The sequence below is a fragment of the Bartonella sp. TS25HLJMH genome (genome assembly GCF_042193505.1).
Classification (GTDB): Bacteria; Pseudomonadota; Alphaproteobacteria; order Rhizobiales; family Rhizobiaceae; genus Bartonella; species Bartonella grahamii.
The window spans coordinates 61,598-78,323 of record NZ_JBHILV010000006.1; the positions used below are offsets into that span (position 1 = coordinate 61,598).

General features: G+C 34.6%; 12 protein-coding genes, 1 tRNA gene and 2 pseudogenes. 3 read left to right on the forward strand and 12 right to left on the reverse strand.

Going from position 1 to position 16,726, the window contains the following annotated elements; translation table 11 throughout:
* Positions 1-58 precede the first annotated feature (58 nt).
* From ACFINF_RS04245 to ACFINF_RS04275, 7 genes are all read right to left on the reverse strand, one after another.
* Entirely contained in the window at positions 59-868 is an 810-nt protein-coding gene (locus ACFINF_RS04245; RefSeq protein WP_375619808.1) for an MBL fold metallo-hydrolase, read from the reverse strand.
* 10 nt (positions 869-878) lie between these two features.
* Positions 879-1,652 (reverse strand): TatD family hydrolase, encoded by a 774-nt coding sequence (locus ACFINF_RS04250; RefSeq protein ID WP_375619809.1) that lies wholly within the window; start codon positions 1,650-1,652, stop codon positions 879-881.
* A complete protein-coding gene (gene metG, locus ACFINF_RS04255) occupies positions 1,642-3,201 on the reverse strand; it encodes a methionine--tRNA ligase (RefSeq protein ID WP_375619810.1) in 1,560 nt (519 codons plus the stop codon). Before metG ends, ACFINF_RS04250 begins: the two co-directional genes overlap by 11 nt.
* 76 nt (positions 3,202-3,277) lie before the next feature.
* Positions 3,278-4,321, reverse strand: a complete 1,044-nt coding sequence (locus ACFINF_RS04260) for a DNA polymerase III subunit delta' (RefSeq protein ID WP_375619811.1) — start codon at positions 4,319-4,321, stop codon at positions 3,278-3,280.
* On the reverse strand, positions 4,318-4,962 hold the full coding sequence (gene tmk / locus ACFINF_RS04265) for a dTMP kinase (RefSeq protein ID WP_375619812.1): 645 nt from the start codon (positions 4,960-4,962) through the stop codon (positions 4,318-4,320). The genes ACFINF_RS04260 and tmk overlap by 4 nt, the downstream gene beginning before the upstream one ends.
* A gap of 28 nt (positions 4,963-4,990) precedes the next feature.
* Positions 4,991-6,154 carry a D-alanyl-D-alanine carboxypeptidase family protein gene (locus tag ACFINF_RS04270; RefSeq protein ID WP_375619813.1) on the reverse strand — a complete coding sequence of 388 codons (1,164 nt, stop codon included), beginning with the start codon at positions 6,152-6,154 and terminating at the stop codon, positions 4,991-4,993.
* A gap of 1,075 nt (positions 6,155-7,229) precedes the next feature.
* On the reverse strand, positions 7,230-8,129 hold the full coding sequence (locus ACFINF_RS04275; RefSeq protein WP_375619814.1) for a septal ring lytic transglycosylase RlpA family protein: 900 nt from the start codon (positions 8,127-8,129) through the stop codon (positions 7,230-7,232).
* A gap of 285 nt (positions 8,130-8,414) precedes the next feature.
* Between ACFINF_RS04275 and ACFINF_RS04280 the strand changes: the two are divergent.
* Positions 8,415-8,600, forward strand: a pseudogene (locus ACFINF_RS04280) (integrase); the annotation flags it as partial.
* Between the two features lie 90 nt (positions 8,601-8,690).
* Here the strand turns inward: ACFINF_RS04280 and ACFINF_RS04285 are convergent.
* A tRNA-Lys gene (locus ACFINF_RS04285) sits at positions 8,691-8,766 on the reverse strand.
* Positions 8,767-9,941: 1,175 nt separating this feature from the next.
* Between ACFINF_RS04285 and lexA the strand changes: the two genes are divergently transcribed.
* Both lexA and rimO read left to right on the forward strand, forming a co-directional pair.
* A complete protein-coding gene (gene lexA, locus ACFINF_RS04290) occupies positions 9,942-10,655 on the forward strand; it encodes a transcriptional repressor LexA (protein WP_375619815.1) in 714 nt (237 codons plus the stop codon).
* Between the two features lie 457 nt (positions 10,656-11,112).
* Positions 11,113-12,426, forward strand: a complete 1,314-nt coding sequence (gene rimO / locus ACFINF_RS04295) for a 30S ribosomal protein S12 methylthiotransferase RimO (RefSeq protein WP_375619816.1) — start codon at positions 11,113-11,115, stop codon at positions 12,424-12,426.
* Between the two features lie 526 nt (positions 12,427-12,952).
* On the opposite strand, the gene ttcA is transcribed toward rimO, so the two are convergent.
* The 4 genes and pseudogenes from ttcA to ACFINF_RS04315 all read right to left on the reverse strand — a co-directional run bounded on the left by ttcA (position 12,953) and on the right by ACFINF_RS04315 (position 16,541).
* Complete coding sequence (ttcA, locus tag ACFINF_RS04300; protein ID WP_375619817.1) at positions 12,953-13,828, reverse strand: tRNA 2-thiocytidine(32) synthetase TtcA; 876 nt, start codon at positions 13,826-13,828, stop codon at positions 12,953-12,955.
* 267 nt (positions 13,829-14,095) lie between these two features.
* Entirely contained in the window at positions 14,096-14,713 is a 618-nt protein-coding gene (gene rpsD, locus ACFINF_RS04305) for a 30S ribosomal protein S4 (RefSeq protein ID WP_273722651.1), read from the reverse strand.
* A gap of 173 nt (positions 14,714-14,886) precedes the next feature.
* Positions 14,887-15,711 (reverse strand): glutamate racemase, encoded by an 825-nt coding sequence (murI, locus tag ACFINF_RS04310; protein WP_375619818.1) that lies wholly within the window; start codon positions 15,709-15,711, stop codon positions 14,887-14,889.
* A pseudogene (locus ACFINF_RS04315) lies at positions 15,704-16,541 on the reverse strand (RNA methyltransferase). The gene murI and the pseudogene ACFINF_RS04315 overlap by 8 nt, the downstream one beginning before the upstream one ends.
* Positions 16,542-16,726 lie beyond the last annotated feature (185 nt).

The window sequence follows — 16,726 nt, forward strand, 5'->3', positions numbered from 1 at the left end:
AAATAAAGGATAAATTTAAAAGTATTTTATTTAACTTAAAATATTGCGCATAAAAAGCTTACGCATCTGTTTCAAAAGTAAGACCTTGATATGCAGGTTTTACATGGGATGGAACATAATTTATAACCTTGTTGTAATCCAGCGATCTATCCATATGTGTAAGTATTGCTTGTTGTGGCTTTAAATATTCTATCCATTGTAATGCTTGATCAACAGAAAAATGACTCGGATGAGATTTAAATTGAAGAGCTTCAATGATGAGAACATCCAAACCCATTAATTTGGATAAAGTTTTTTCAGGAAATTCACTAACATCCGTACAATAGGCAACATTCCCAATCCGAAAACCTAAGGAATGAATGTTTCCGTGGTGTTGTAAATGTGTATTGACGCTTATTGCTCCGCCCTGCCCCTGAATAATAAATTGGCTATCTTCATTGATAAGATGCTCTTTTAAAATGGGAGAATAAGATGAAGCTTTTGGTGTTTGAAAACAATATCCAAAAGCACTTGTGAGATGCTCTAGTGTAAATCTATCGGCATAGATATCTATTAAACATTTTTGTGCAAGTGCATAGCTGCGTAAATCATCAATACCGTGAATATGGTCTGCATGAGAATGTGTGTAAAGAGCAGCATCAAGATGGCTTACACGCGCATCAATCATTTGTGAGCGAAAATCTGGACCTGTATCAATAACGATTGTTGTTTTGTCTCCTGAAGGTTTAATACGTTCAACTAATAAAGAACTTCTGTAGCGTTTATTTTTAGGGTTATTCGGATCACATGTTCCCCAATCACCATTGGGTCGAGGCACTCCTGGAGAAGGACCACAACCTAATATTGTAAATCGGTATTGATCACACATATCTTTTGCCTTATTTCATTTTACTAAATAAACGAAAAGCGTTACGCGTTGTTATTTGAGCTGTTTCTTCAATGCTTAAGCCAATTGTTTCAGCCAAAACAGCTGCTGTATAGCATACAAAAGACGGTTCATTTGTTTTTCCCCGATGAGGACTAGGTGCTAAGAATGGAGCATCTGTTTCCACTAACAAATGCTCATGGGGCACAATTTTTGCTATTTCACGGATTTCAAGTGCATTTTTAAAAGTGAGAATACCTGAAAAAGAAATATAACCACCAAGTTCGATTCCAGCACGAGCAAGTTGCATTCCAGACGAATAACAATGAAGGATAAAGGGAAAAGCTCCTTCTTTTATCTGTTCACGTAATATTTTCTCCATATCGAGATCGGCATTGCGTGAATGTATAACAAGAGGAATCTGTGTTTCTCGAGAAGCAATGATATGTTCTTGAAAAACTTTCTTTTGCTCTTCTGGTGTAGAATAATCATAATGATAATCAAGTCCCCCTTCCCCAAACGCAACAATTTTAGGATGATTCGAGAGCTGTATAAGCTCTTCCGCTGTAATATTTTGTTCTTCATGCGCATGATTGGGGTGTGTTCCAACAGAACAAAAGACTTGATCATAGCTTCGCGCAATGGCTAACAGCTTATCTAACTTATGAACATGGGTTGAAATTGTTATCATACGTTTAACGTCAGCATCTAAAGCCCGTTGGATAACATTATCCAAATCTTGTGAAAAATCTTCAAAATCAAGATGACAATGTGTATCAATCAACATGATAAGTATCTTCTTTCTTCAAGATATAACGAGGAAAAATCGGTTCTGGTGGTGGAAGATCAAGCCCCTCTTGAATTTTTGAATGACTTATATGATACAATAACCGATCATCTTCAGCAACCGCAAGGCTATCAAGAAGTTTTGCTGCTGATTGGGGTATGAAAGGCAAAAGCATAATTCCTATTCTCCGCAAGATTTCTACAGTGATGTAAAGAACTGTAGAAAATCGCTCTTGGTCATTTTTACGTAAACTCCAAGGTTGTTCGTTGGCAAAATAGCGATTAGCATCTGCTACAATTGAAAAAATAGCTGAAAGTGCTAAATGCATACTATAAGAAGACATAGCTTTATGTACAGTTTCAAGTACTTGAAGAGATTGTTCTAAAAGCTGTTTATCTTGAGCTAAAAATGAAGTTGGTCTCGGGACTTGTGCATTACAATTTTTGGCAATCATAGACAAACAGCGCTGTGCTAAATTACCAAGATCATTAGCAAGATCAGCATTAATACGGTTCACAAGGCTTTCATGGCTATAACTACCATCTTGTCCGAATGGTACTTCACGGAGAAGGAAATAACGAACCTGATCAAGACCATAATGATCAACCATTTCAAAAGGATCAACGACATTTCCAATAGATTTTGACATTTTTGCACCACGATTAAGTAAAAAACCATGTGCAAAAATATTTTTAGGCAATTCAATTCCAGCAGACATTAAAAATGCCGGCCAATAGACTGCATGAAAACGAATAATATCCTTACCAATAATATGCGTATTTGCAGGCCAAAAATCACGTTTTTTTGAATTTTTATTGAAAAAACCAATTGCTGATAGATAATTTGTAAGCGCATCAACCCAGACATACATCACGTGCTGTGGATTCTCAGGAACAGCAATGCCCCAGTTAAAACTTGCGCGTGAAATAGAGATATCTTTTAAACCTAATTTTATAAAACTTATAATTTCATTACGCCGCTCAAGTGGAGCAATAAAATCAGGATGTTTTTCATAATATTCAAGAAGAGCTTTTTCATAATGAGAAAGTCTAAAAAAATAACTTTCTTCTTCATTCCATTCAACTGGAGAGCCTAATTCTTTTTCACGGCGGATGTTGTCTGGTCCAATTTCCGTATCTTTTTCTTCATAATAGGCTTCTTGGCGAACCGAATACCACCCCGTATAACGACCGAGATAAATATCGCCATTTGCTTCCATCTTTTTCCAAATTTCTTGACAAGCTTGGTAATGGCGTTCTTCTGTCGTACGAATAAAATCATCGTTAGAACAATTTAATACTGCAAGCATTTTTTGAAACACAGCACTATTACGATCTGCAAGTTGCTGAGGTGTCATGCCTAATGCTGCTGCGGTTTGTTGCATCTTTAGACCATGCTCATCTGTACCAGAAAGAAAAAATACATTTTTTCCGTTTAATCGTTGAAAGCGGGCTAAGACATCGCTTGCAATTGCACTATAGGCATGTCCAATATGTGGAGCACCATTAGGATAAAAAATGGGAGTTGTTATGTAATATGTGTCACGCATGTCATACTCGTTGTAAAACGCTATAAATAAAAGATATAATGACATAACGTCGGTTCATCGTATTGTCACGGAAAAACTAATCCTCATGAATGATCTTATGAACTTTAAAAAGTAAGTTAATAACAAACTGCTTTTTATCTAGATTAAACAGTTGTATTTCCTCTATTTCTTGATGAATCTCTTGCCATTTTTCCGCATATTTTTTTGAGAGAAATAAGTCACCCTTTTCAACGAGCATGATAGCTTTTTTTTGAATTTTATTAAGAATTTCATCACAAAATTGTTGAAATTGGAATGTAGAAGAAACAGATGAACATGTTTGTGCAAGAGTATGTACAATCGTTGCGTTACAAACAGGTTTCTCTAAGAGAGCATCAATTGTTCTAATAATTTCAAGACCGCCATGGCAGATAAGTAAAGCAGCTTTTCGAGGACTTCCTTTAGATTTTTTAATAATTATTTCAATTGTTTTCTCATCAGGTAAGTTCTGATTGGCAAAAATATGTGTAATAACTTTTTTCATTTCATCGTTATTCAACGGACGAAAAGAAATTTTTTGACACCGTGAATGGATTGTTGGAAGCAATTTTCCTGAAGAATGCGCGATAATAACAAATAACGTTTTTGAAGGTGGTTCTTCAAGTATTTTGAGAATTGCATTTGCTGCATTTCTATTCATATCATCTGCAGAATCAATAATAACAATACGCCATCCATTATCTTGCGATGTTCGGCTTAAAAAATGCATAATATCACGGACATCATCAACGAGTATTCCTGTTTTAAACTTTTGCGTTTTTACATCAAATCGACGTGAAATATACAAAAGACCAGGGTGACTTCCTTGTGTAATTTGGCGCCATGGAGTAGAATAAGGATCGGGTTTCAAGAAAGCCCCCTGGTGAGAACTTAAAATGTTCCAAGCAAGATGAAAGGCTAATGTAGCTTTTCCAATCCCATATTCTCCTTCAAATAATAATGCATGATGCAAACGCTCTTCTTTAAGCATTTGTGTCAAAAAATGACGAACGTCCTCATGACCAAAGACAACATCATTCTGGGATGGTGATAAAATTGTATCAATATCATCATATTGGCGTAAGATATTTACATTACTCATGAAAGCTGATCCAACAATACCTGATGACAAATATTTTTTATTTGATGTGCAACGGCTTCCACTGAGCCAGTGGCATCAATGACTCGAAATCTATGGGGTTCCTGTTTGGCCAATTGAAGAAAAGCTTGACGCCTTTGTTCTTGAATTTCCAACTGATCTTTTTCAAAATAATCAATTTCTTCTGTTTCTTTTCTTCGTAAATTTGCACGTTTCATACCACACATTGCTGGCATATCTAATAAAAATGTTAAATGGGGCAAGATACCATTGAGTGCAATACACTCTAAAACAGCAAGAAGAGAAGAACTGACTGTATCATTGAGTCCTTGATAAACACGTGTAGAATCAATAAAGCGGTCACATAAAACGATTTTACCTTTTTGCAAAGAAGGCGCGATAACCTCGGTAACATGGTCGACACGTGCAGCTGTAAACAAAACAGCTTCAATCAACGGTCCATACTGTTGCGCCTGCCCTGACAACAAAATATGCCGGATTGCTTCTGCTCCTAGCGTTCCCCCTGGTTCTCGTGTTGTGACAACATCATAACCTTGGTGTGAGAGAGACTTAGCAAGTAAAGAAATCTGCACCGTTTTTCCTACCCCGTCCCCTCCTTCGAATGTAATAAAATAACCTGACACGTATGACCTTAACCTTATTAGCACGTAACTACAAATATTTCCGTAACCATCCAATTGTTATTTCATAGAATGCATTTTTTACTTTTGCAAAGAAACTTCCTTCCTGAACATTCATTCCGGCAAAAACTGGTTTTTCCAGAAGAACCTTTTTATTTTCTAAAATTTGAATAACGCCAACTGATTGCCCAGAAATGATAGGAGCTTTCAATGGACCATGATATTTAATTTTTGCTTTAACATTTACTTTTTTTTCATTCGAAAGCATAAAACTTATTGGTTTTTTAACAATGAGTGGAACAAAATTTTGCTTACCACCATAAACAGAAGCACGACCAACCGCTTCTTCTTTTGTGAAAATCGTTTTGAGATCAAATGCTGTCATTCCCCATTGAAGAATGCGTTCTATTTCTTTTGTATATTTTTTACCATCTTGCAAACCATTGATTGCTAAAAAAAGACGTCGATGATTTTTAGAAATGGTAGCAACCATTGAAAAACCTTCTTTTTCACTGTAGCCAAAACCAAATCCTTCTACACCAATTTCCTTAGAAATAAGAGGGTTTTTATTACGTTGAAAAATATTATTCCACGTAAAATGAGGTTCACGATAAAGTGCATAATAATCCGGATATTCCTGAACAATATGACGTGCTAATATAATCATATCACGCACGGTTACACATTGTCCCTCTTCGGGTAGCCCTGTTGCGTTAACAAAATGACTCTGAGATAATCCGACTATTTTCGCGCGCTGATTCATCAGTTTTGCAAAATGAGCCTCATGTCCAGATATTCCTTCAGCAAGAATAATAGCAGCATCATTTCCATTCATAATAATTAAACCACGTAAAAGATCAGAAACACTGATTTCTGTCTTTATCTTTGCAAACATAGTAGTTGTACCGGAAGGTGCTCCACCCTTACGCCAAGCATTTTCACTGACCTTGAATTTCTGCGTACTCTTTAACAATCCCTCCTTTAAGTGATGAAATACGACTTCTACTGTCATCAATTTTGCTAATGAAGCAGGAAAAAAAGGAATATCACTTTGTTTTTCATAAAGTATTGTCCCTGTATCATCATCGAGTAACAACAATTGTGATGAAGAAATTTGAAAACCTTCTGCTCTCCCCCACATGTCAAATGCCAATATCCCCCATAAAGTCAATAAGATCCTTAATGTTGTATACATAGCTTCTCCTCCCATCCCAAAGATCAACATAAAGAATCTTATATAGGAAAAAACTTTTTTATTTCCGCAAATTGAGGAATTATTGACAACTCAAGAAAAGACTTTATTTTTATTCAACGTTATAAAAAGTAATACGATGCACTTTTTATCTTATACCTAGTTTTAGTTTAATGTTTTAAAGTATATAAAGACAAAAATGTTTTTATTTTTTTGTTTTATATTTATAGTACATTGTTTATTATAATAAATAATAATAATTTTAACTTATATATTGTGAAAAATACTGTAAGTTTTCTTCTCATATTGAATTTAATAAATTTCGCTTACTTACGCATCATAAGTAAAGTTCGTATATGGATAAAAATTATTAAAAAAGAGAGTAAAAATACCTCTTATCAACCTCTCAAGTGTTAAAAATTATCGCACAAAACATTGGAGGCTTGCAAAGTATACGATGGTGTCGGTTTATATCTTCATAAGTGTAAAGATAGTGATGTCTAAAGGCGTTACCAATCATACCATTTACAGGCGCTATCGTAAAATAGGCTTGTAACGTGTTGAAATATTTTCCTTTTAAATAAGTACGTGAATTGGCAATGTAAGTGTATTTTATTTGAGACGCTCTGTTTCTCGTGAGGGGACTTACTCCATTAAAGAACATGATAAACAAAAGCATGAAGTAATGCATAATCTCTTCATAAGATATTACCGTGGATGCTTTTTGGAAAGCTGCAAAACCGAATCAAAAGAAAATATTTTTTAAGCTTTTTATTCCTATCAAATTGATTGTATAGTTGCTTTGGAGATTACACAAACAGACTGATACAATAATCTCCCCTCGTCTAGTAAAAGCTATTACAGCAAGAAAAGTACGCGCTTTATTAAGCAAGCAATATCATAAAACGACGAATAGGCCAGCAATGGGGTGCAAAGGACGCACTGAATTTATAATAGCACCCAACCACGCTTTTTTAAAAGGACAACGCGCTTTAAGATGAAAACCTTACACTAAATCCGTAAGTTCTTATCTTTTTTACTAGAGAATTATATAGATAAAAAATCAACGCATTTTTTCTTAAAAAAGTTGTAGCCAATTGACCTTTGTTTTTTTGTTTAGCTTATTTATAGAAGCAACTTGATCGAATGGCACCGGCTTATCAACCATAATAGGACCAATTTCTGGCAATTTAACTGCAACAGTTTTATTACGTTGTTCCTGTTCAACAGTAGCTGCTTTAGCTAATTCTTCTTTTTTTCCTGTATTGCGCTTCTCTTTTAACAAAACAGTCTCTCTTTTTTTCGAAACATTTTCTGACGCTAATGAATATGAGGCAGCATTTCCAGGAGTATAAGAGGCCATTAAATATGCACCATCATAATAGCCAACGGGTGCTTCAGCAATATATTCTACCTTAACATCTGCGACCCCCCTATCTACATACCCCAGTATTGCCGCAGCTTGCTTTGATAAATCAATGATTCTGTCTTTCATAAAAGGTCCGCGATCATTCACTCTAACAATGATTGAAGATCCATTTTTCAAATTAGTAACACGAGCATAGCTAGGTAAAGGCATTGTAGGATGAGCAGCAGTCAAAAGATTCATATCATAAATTTCACCGTTAGCAGTTAAACGTCCATGAAAGTCTGAACCATACCATGATGCTTCGCCAACACGTTTATAAGTCGGATCATTTTGAGGATAATACCACTTTCCTTTTATTTGATAAGGTTTACCAACAATAGCTCGTCCACGCTTTTTTTCTTCCGATTGATTCTTCTTATTGGATACTTGTTGAGGTAGTACAGAAGTGTTTACGTCAATTGGTTTATTATGATAGGAATCTTTTATTGAAAAATTCATAGTTTGGCTTGCACAACAAGATACCAGTGACTGAGAAATGACGATCATAGAAAACAATTGAAGTGATGGTTTAATAATAAAAGTAAATTTCTTTTTTCTATTTGAAGGCATCTATTCAGTCCACTTATTTCTGTTAAGTACTACTGTAAAAACCACGTCACGCTGTCACGCTTTTTGTACGAGACGGAAGAATTTACGTTTTTAAATGATTTCCCTCGCGCATATACCACTCTTTAATTGTCCCCTTTTATCAAGAAATTAACACATTGTTAACCTTTTTATGATTTTCGTAAGAAATAAATGTACTATAGTAGATGTTTAAAAGAATAAAAATTAAACAAATCAATTTCTTATAGAAAAATCATTTCATAATATAAACTGTGAATAAGTGGTGATTTTAGCAACTTGTTTTGCGAATCATGTAATGCACTAGGTATTAAAAAATCAATCTATGGATTGAGAAAAGGAGCAACCACATGTGCTGCCAACGCAGGTACAAGCGTATCGTAAGCTTAAAGCTCTTTTTTTTGGACAGGAGACAGCATAGCATCGCTCTATTCCAAAACATCTGATAGAAAATGACTGATTATAGAATCAATAAAGAACTTCAAAAAGAATCAAAACGAGAAAGATTCTTAAATTTTTGTATAGTCTATTGATATTATTTAAAGTTGGTGAGCGCGCAGGGATTCGAACCCTGGACCTACTGATTAAAAGTCAGTTGCTCTACCAGCTGAGCTACGCGCTCTCACACAAGCTATCTAGTTTGTAGACTATCTAATTTGTAGAAAGTGAAGGGAACATACGGTTGACTTTTCATTTGGTCAACACCTTTTGAAGAAAAATATTATTATTTTCTTCAGTTATCAATAATTTTCCGTTTTCCCCTCCTTTTTTCATCATTGTATAGGTACTATTTAATCTTCTTTTTGAAGTTTCAATCAAGGAACAATTTCACTGCAAAATATTGCATAGATTCGAAGCGCTAAAATTATAAGAAATTACTCCCCCCTTTCCTCACATGGGGTGTTGAGCATAATGGATAGAGAAAAAATACCTTTTACTATAATATTATTTTTATATCTTTATATTTTAGTTTTCAATTTTCAAATATGAATACAGATTTATAATATAAAATATTGATTTATAATAATTTATTATTTCATCACTTGAGTGAGAGAATAAAACTATAAAAAAGAAATGAAAATACCTTTTATACCTCCTTTCAATAACCAAAAATTATCTCAACATTAGGGTTCAGCAAAATAGTATATAGCGGTTGGTGCGTTAGACCTGAAAATGGGACAATGAGCAATAATGGCATTTTAAGGGTATGATTTTTATTCATGCATAATGAATATATAACGAAAGGCAATTTATCCTATAGAATAAAACAGACATAAAATTCAGTCTCATTGAAAGTATCCCGAATGACTATAAATTATGCTCACTATTATAGCTGTAAATAATTTTACTTAAAAAAGCAGAAATAATATGCAGTGTGCAAAATGATCTAAATACCCATAGAGTGTTCTAAATATATAAAATGCCTTCTAATTAACTTTTTTATATCAAGAAATTACAAAATACGTAGATATATTTTTAGAAGAAAAGAATAACACTGGTCATAAAATTTAGTGTTGGATAATTCAGTCAGAGCTATAAAGTATTTTTATACATTGTTCAATATTAATGTAGATATATAATATATAAATAATATTTTCATAAAATGCTTAAAGTAAGTTTTATATAAATAATAATTTAAATATGTCTATAAATAAACATATTGCTTAATTAACTATAACTTATAGGATCAAAAATAAAGAAAATAATTTTGATTTGGCGGAAAAAAAATTGTAAAATTGTTATATATACATGTATTTTTACTTTACTCCTTTTTTATTATTTTGATTGGAATATTGAATGCTAACATGTAAACAATATGAGCTACTCTTGTTTATTCATAACCATACAAAAGAAACTGGTGTTCCTCCTTCTTTTGAAGAAATGAAAAATGCATTAGAACTTTCTTCAAAGTCTGGTATTCATAAGCTCATTATAGCCTTAGAACAACGAGGGTTTATACGTCGTTTACCCAATCGCGCTCGTGCAGTGGAGGTGATTCGACTCCCTGAGAAAATAACATTTAACCTTTCTTTAGCACGTAAAATTTCTCCCAGTATGATAGAAAAAAATAAAAGGGAAACATCAAAAAACTTGAGTAACCTTGACAACTTTGATGAAGAAGAAAAAAAAAATATTACCATTCCTATTATGGGACGTATTTCTGCGAGCGTGCCCGCCTCTGCTATACTGCAACAAATAAACACTCTTTCTCTCCCACGTAATATGGTTAATACAGGTGAGCACTACGCATTAGAAGTTAAAGATGATTCTATGATGGAGGCTGGTATCCTTGATAAAGATACGATCATTGTGAAACGTCAAAATACAGCAATAACAGGTGAAATTATTGTTGCGTTTATTGATAAAAAAGAAGCCACATTAAAACGTTATCGACGCAAAGGCGCTTCTATTGCATTAGAAGCTGCAAATCCTCATTATGAAGCACGTACATACGAATCCGAACGTGTAGAAATACAAGGTAAACTTACCGGACTTATTCGCAAATATTAAAAATAAACCTTATAGTACGCGATAGATACCGCAGTAAGGAGTTGTTGAGTATTTTTTATTGTGCCACACGCAGTTGACTTCCTCTCCACTGCCAAAGGATGCCCCAATTCGGTCTATAAACAGTCCAGATCCTTATCGAGCGGATTTCATTTTTCCTTCCCTCCATTGTCCTTCACTTACGCAAGGCGCGACAAGTAAGCTTTAAAATATTCACCACGTACTTTATAAAAGAACTTGAATGCTTTGAAGGAAGCAACCTTATATCATCGTCCTCAATGACAGAATTTTACGATATAATAAGATAAAATTGTATGCATGCATAAAAACACATAAAATTTTGTAGAAAAAAATCAAATAACTTTGTAACAGATTTTATTGCATAGGTATAAAAATAAAGAACATTATTTTTCAGTTATAAAAGTGTAACTCAATCATTCACAATAATTGTAGGATCATCATGGTAGCACCTCGTATTAGTTTTGTCTCCCTCGGATGCCCAAAAGCACTCGTAGATTCTGAGCGAATTATTACACGCCTTCGCTCTGAAGGGTATGAAATTTCACATCAACATCAAGGAGCAGATGTCGTTATTGTGAATACCTGTGGCTTTCTTGACTCGGCAAGGAGAGAATCATTAGCCAATATTGATGAAGCTCTCAAAAAAAATGGAAAAGTTATTGTAACAGGGTGTCTTGGTGCTGATCCTGATGTTATTCGCCAAACATATCCTAATGTATTGGCTATTACAAAACCTCAAGCTTATGAAAGTGTTATAGAAGCTGTTCATACAGCAATTCCTCCTGTTCATGATCCTTTTCTTGATTTAGTTCCACCCCAAGGTATTCGTTTAACACCTCGCCATTACGCCTACTTAAAGATTTCTGAAGGATGCTCTAACCGGTGTAGTTTTTGTATCATCCCTACTCTGCGTGGTGATCTCACTTCACGTCCCATCAGCGATGTTCTTCGTGAAGCTGAAAAACTCGTGCAAGCGGGTGTAAAAGAACTTTTAGTTATTTCACAAGATACGAGTGCTTATGGCATTGATCTTAAATATCTCGAAAATTCTTGGAAAGATCGTACAATCAAAACAAAATTCTTTGATCTTTGTCGCGAACTAGGCGATATGGGTATTTGGATACGTATGCATTACGTTTATCCCTATCCCCATGTTGATGAAGTTATCGAACTTATGGCTGCAAAAAAAATTCTTCCTTATCTGGATATTCCTTTTCAGCATGCATCACCAGCTGTTTTGCGTCATATGAAGCGTCCTGCACTCATAGAAAAAACAAACCGTAGAATTGAAGAATGGCGAAAAATATGTCCAGATCTTACTTTGCGCTCAACATTTATTGTTGGTTTTCCTGGTGAAACGAATGAAGATTTTAATATACTTCTAGAATGGCTAGAAGAAGCAAAAATTGAACGCGCTGGGTGCTTTAAATATGAAGAAGTAAAAGGAGCCGCCGCAAATGATTTGGGATTAGAAAATATTCCTGAAGAGGTGAAAGAAAATCGCTGGCATCGTTTTATGATAAAACAACAACAAATTTCTACATATCTTTTAAAGAAAAAAATTGGAAAAAGACTCCAAGTGCTTATCGATGAAAGTCAAGGAAAAGTTGCCAAAGGACGTAGTCAATACGATGCTCCAGAAATAGATGGTGTTGTCCATATATCATCACGACGCCCGTTGCGTGTTGGTGAATTTGTCAGCGTTAAAATTGAACAGTCGGATGCCTATGATCTTTATGGTGCAGCAGTTTAAAAATTTAACTTCTTCCCTGTCCTCAATGAGGAAGATTTCCATCAGCATTAGTTTATAAAAAGATCGGCTACTCATAATCGAACTTGATCACTTATGTACTCACTTCATGAGAATTCACGAGAAATCCTTACCCTGAATGTTTGCTATACACTCCAAAAATACCAAGCAGTTATATATTCTCTTAATTTAATGCCTTAAATGAGGTGATGGAGGCGCAAAAGAATAAAATCCACAAGGTTCACTATTTTTACTTAACAAAAGAGTAAATCGACAATCGTACTATTTTCCCATTTTTCATATTGCGACAGTTATTAGTTAGTGAAAGGAAACTTTTTTCAATAGTGTTCTATGCACACAAGAGTTTCCTTTGTGGTATGCAGGCGGATGTTTTTTATGGATGCAATATAAGAAAATTTGAAACAAAACAATCTTACGGTATTTAAATAAAAAAACAATAAATTATCATTATAAATAAGTATCTTATCTTAAACTCTTTGAATTTATTTTTTAAAATATCTAATTTTTATTAACACGTTTTAAAATCAAAGAATTTCTTATCAAGCAAATGACTTGGGCGTACATTTGTTAAAGCGCGAATCATCGTATCTTTACGTCCTGGCATTTGTTTTTCGATATTTTTCAGCATTTCTTTCATTGCATTACGTTGTAAACCATCTTGACTACCGCAAAGATTACAAGGAATAATCGGAAATTGCATTGCTTGAGAAAATTTTTCCATATCTTCCTCAGCAGCATAGACAAGAGGACGTAACACAAAAAGATCTCCTTCATCATTTTTAAGTTTTCCAGGCATGGCAGCTAATCGGCCACCGTGAAACAAATTCATAAAAAATGTTTCTAAAACATCATCACGATGATGACCTAAAACTAATGCAGAACATCCCTCTTCACGTGCAATACGATAGAGATTACCACGTCGTAATCGAGAACAAAGTGAACAATATGTCTGCGACTCTGCCAATTTATCTGTAACAATGGAATAAGTATCCTGGTATTCAATACGATATGGAATTTTATAAGAACTTAAAAAGTCTGGAAGAATATGCTTAGGGAATCCTGGTTGCCCTTGATCAAGATTACAGGCAAGAATTTCAACGGATAAAAGACCTCGCCACTTTAAGTCTAAAAGAAGCGCTAATAAACCATAAGAGTCTTTTCCACCCGATAAAGCAACAAGCCATTTTTTTCCTGTAGAGAGCATAGAAAAATCATCCAAAGCTTGTCGCATATGACGTAAAAGTCGTTTGCGCAATTTATTAAATTCTACGCTTGAAGGAGCAACACGAAACATTGGATGACAATTATCTGCTTCGCTTATTAAAGGATCATCTTTCCCTTCGTTTTCTTCTATTGCCTGATATTTAACTGAAACATCATTCATAATACCATATCCTGCACAATAAACAGCTCGTTTTGCAAAGATAAAAACAAATATTAAAGCAATCTTACATTTATGTTTTTTTGAATGTATAAATTAGATACACAAAAAAGAAACGGAACTATATAAGTTTATGACTATAAAACATAGCAATAAACTTAAAATAGAACCATTCACAAAAAGCACTTATTAACTTCAGAGATTGTAAAAACAACACAATATTTTGAAGTTATAATAATAGAAGAGAAAAAAACTTCTCTTGCAGGAAAATTATCGAGAATAAAATTCAACAACCAAATTAGGTTCCATTTGCACAGCATAAGGAACATCTGCAAAAGCAGGAATACGTGTAAAGGTTGCTTTCATCTGTTTATGATCTGCTTCAATATAATCAGGGACATCACGTTCAGCCAATTGCACTGATTCCAAAACTAAAACAAGTTGTTTTGATTTTTCCCGAACCTCAATAACATCACCTGGTTTACAACGATAAGATTGAATATTTGTGCGCCGACCATTTACATTAACATGACCGTGATTGATAAATTGGCGAGAAGCGAAAATCGTAGGAACGAATTTTGCACGATAAACAACAGCATCCAAACGTGATTCTAACAGACCGATAAGATTTTCACCAGTATCGCCCCGTCGACGAGCAGCCTCTTCATAGGTTTTATGAAATTGTTTTTCTGAAATATCTCCATAAAACCCTTTCAATTTCTGTTTAGCACGCAACTGCACCCCATAGTCAGAAAGTTTTCCTTTACGACGCTGTCCATGCTGACCTGGACCATAATCACGACGATTGACAGGAGATTTTGGACGACCCCAAATATTTTCTCCCATACGACGGTCAATTTTATACTTTGTTGTTTCGCGTTTACTCATCGCATTTCCTTATAAAATAAAACACGAGATCTTAAGACCCCAAGGAAACGCGCCCTCCTCTGCCTTTAAATACTAAAGACTGACAGAATACCTTAACATATCAATATGCAAAGTTATCCACGGGACACGTCAATTAATGCTATTTTCTTGAAAAAATAGCTAGATCATCATTATTAGTCTCGCAACCCAAAGTCAACTCCTTTCATGAGTTTTAAGCCAAATCCTTTAAACAAATTCTCCGTTAAAGAAGTGATATTTTTCGATGTTAAAAACGCAAAATCTTGATATTTCTTTATATATTGATCGTGTACTTTTTCCGACAGTGGTAATAATGATCTGATATGTTTGGCAATCGCTTTCGCCGGATCAACCCACTCAACGGACCATAAAGCATGTTCACGAAAGAAGTTAATCAAAAAAGGATAATGTGTGCAGGCTAAAACAATAACATCAGTATATTGTCCATTTTTTTCCACAAAACATGGCAGGATTTCTTTTCTTAACTCTTCTGAATCGATAGATTTTCCCCGTAAATAATCTTCAGCAAATCCAGCCAGCTTTTTACTTCCCACAAGCTGAACATGACACTGTCCAGCAAAAGAATTAATTAATTCATTTGTATAGGCACGTTTCACTGTTCCAGGAGTAGCTAATACGGAAATAAAACCAGATTTTGTTTGTTCAGCAGCTGATTTAATTGCAGGAACCGTTCCTACAAAAGGGACATGAGAAAAATTCTGTCGTAAATCTGCCATCATCAGTGTAGAAACGGTGTTGCAAGCAATCACACATAAGGCTGGATTGTAGCGTGTTAAAAGATTTGTAAAAATCTTTAAAATACGCTCTTTCAAAATATTTTCTTTCCAATTTCCATAAGGAAATCCTGCATCATCAGCAACATAGATAAATTGCATTTCAGGGATAAGAATACGTGCCTCCCTGAACACTGTTAAACCACCAATACCGCTATCAAAAAAAAGAACAGGTCGTTCATCCATTAGTTTTCACACTTATTTTTAATTTTTTTACGATCACGCTCTTCAGGTGCTCTACTCCCCCGTGGATATTGTGGCGAAAAATGATCCAAAGAAGATATAATGCCTCGCAATAAACGAACCTCAGGTTCACTAAAGTTAGCGCGCGTAAAAACAGAGCGCAAATTTGCAAGCATTACTTCTTTGCGTTCTGGGGGTCTAAAATACCCACGAATATTCAAAGCCTCTTCTAACTGAGATAAAAAACCATGAAATATTGTTTTATTTGCAGGTTCCATCTCTGTGGCACGAAATGCCGTATCGCTGACATTCTCTAAACCTGTTTTCATCCATTCGTAAGACATTAAAAGAACCGCCTGCGCAATATTAAGTGACGCAAAAGCAGGATTAACTGGAAAAGTAATAATTTCATCAACAAGGCTGATTTCATCATTTTCTAATCCCCATCTCTCTCTTCCAAAGACAATACCTGTCTTATGTCCGATACTTTCACGCTGACGTAATACGCTTGCTGCTTCGACAGCACTTTTTACAGTTTTAAATCCACATCTTTCACGTGCTGTTGTGGCAAAAACATAGTGTAAATCTGCAATTGAATCACGCAATGTATTAAAAATCACAGCGTTGTTAATGACATGATCAGCTTTACTTGCAGCAGCTCTAGCTTTTTCATTTGGAAACATTTCTCGAGGTTTGACTAACCGAAGATTAGAAAGCCCAAAATTTGCCATTGCCCTTGCGACCATACCAATGTTTTCAGGAAGCTGCGGTTCAACTAAAATAATAATGGGACCATTTGTTAAATTTTCACGATTCTTATTCGTTCCAGCCATCAATCTTACCTAGTTTCACTTAACTATCTCCCTCTCCACTATTTTTTACGAAACCTTCTTCACAGTACTCTAATGCTGTTTAATAATAAATTATAGACAACGTTATCGTTTCACTCAAAGACAATAAATTTTAAAAGCCATTAAAGTGAACGATGGAATTTATAACAATTTATATAGGATATCGT

Bases quoted from the DNA above. Each gene is read 5' to 3' on its own strand.
- ACFINF_RS04245 (WP_375619808.1), bottom strand. From the start codon at position 868: ATGTGTGATCAATACCGATTTACAATATTAGGTTGTGGTCCTTCTCCA.
- ACFINF_RS04250 (WP_375619809.1), bottom strand. From the start codon at position 1,652: ATGTTGATTGATACACATTGTCATCTTGATTTTGAAGATTTTTCACAA.
- metG (WP_375619810.1), bottom strand. From the start codon at position 3,201: ATGCGTGACACATATTACATAACAACTCCCATTTTTTATCCTAATGGT.
- ACFINF_RS04260 (WP_375619811.1), bottom strand. From the start codon at position 4,321: ATGAGTAATGTAAATATCTTACGCCAATATGATGATATTGATACAATT.
- ACFINF_RS04270 (WP_375619813.1), bottom strand. From the start codon at position 6,154: ATGTATACAACATTAAGGATCTTATTGACTTTATGGGGGATATTGGCA.
- ACFINF_RS04275 (WP_375619814.1), bottom strand. From the start codon at position 8,129: ATGCCTTCAAATAGAAAAAAGAAATTTACTTTTATTATTAAACCATCA.
- lexA (WP_375619815.1), top strand. From the start codon at position 9,942: ATGCTAACATGTAAACAATATGAGCTACTCTTGTTTATTCATAACCAT.
- rimO (WP_375619816.1), top strand. From the start codon at position 11,113: ATGGTAGCACCTCGTATTAGTTTTGTCTCCCTCGGATGCCCAAAAGCA.
- ttcA (WP_375619817.1), bottom strand. From the start codon at position 13,828: ATGAATGATGTTTCAGTTAAATATCAGGCAATAGAAGAAAACGAAGGG.
- rpsD (WP_273722651.1), bottom strand. From the start codon at position 14,713: ATGAGTAAACGCGAAACAACAAAGTATAAAATTGACCGTCGTATGGGA.
- murI (WP_375619818.1), bottom strand. From the start codon at position 15,711: ATGGATGAACGACCTGTTCTTTTTTTTGATAGCGGTATTGGTGGTTTA.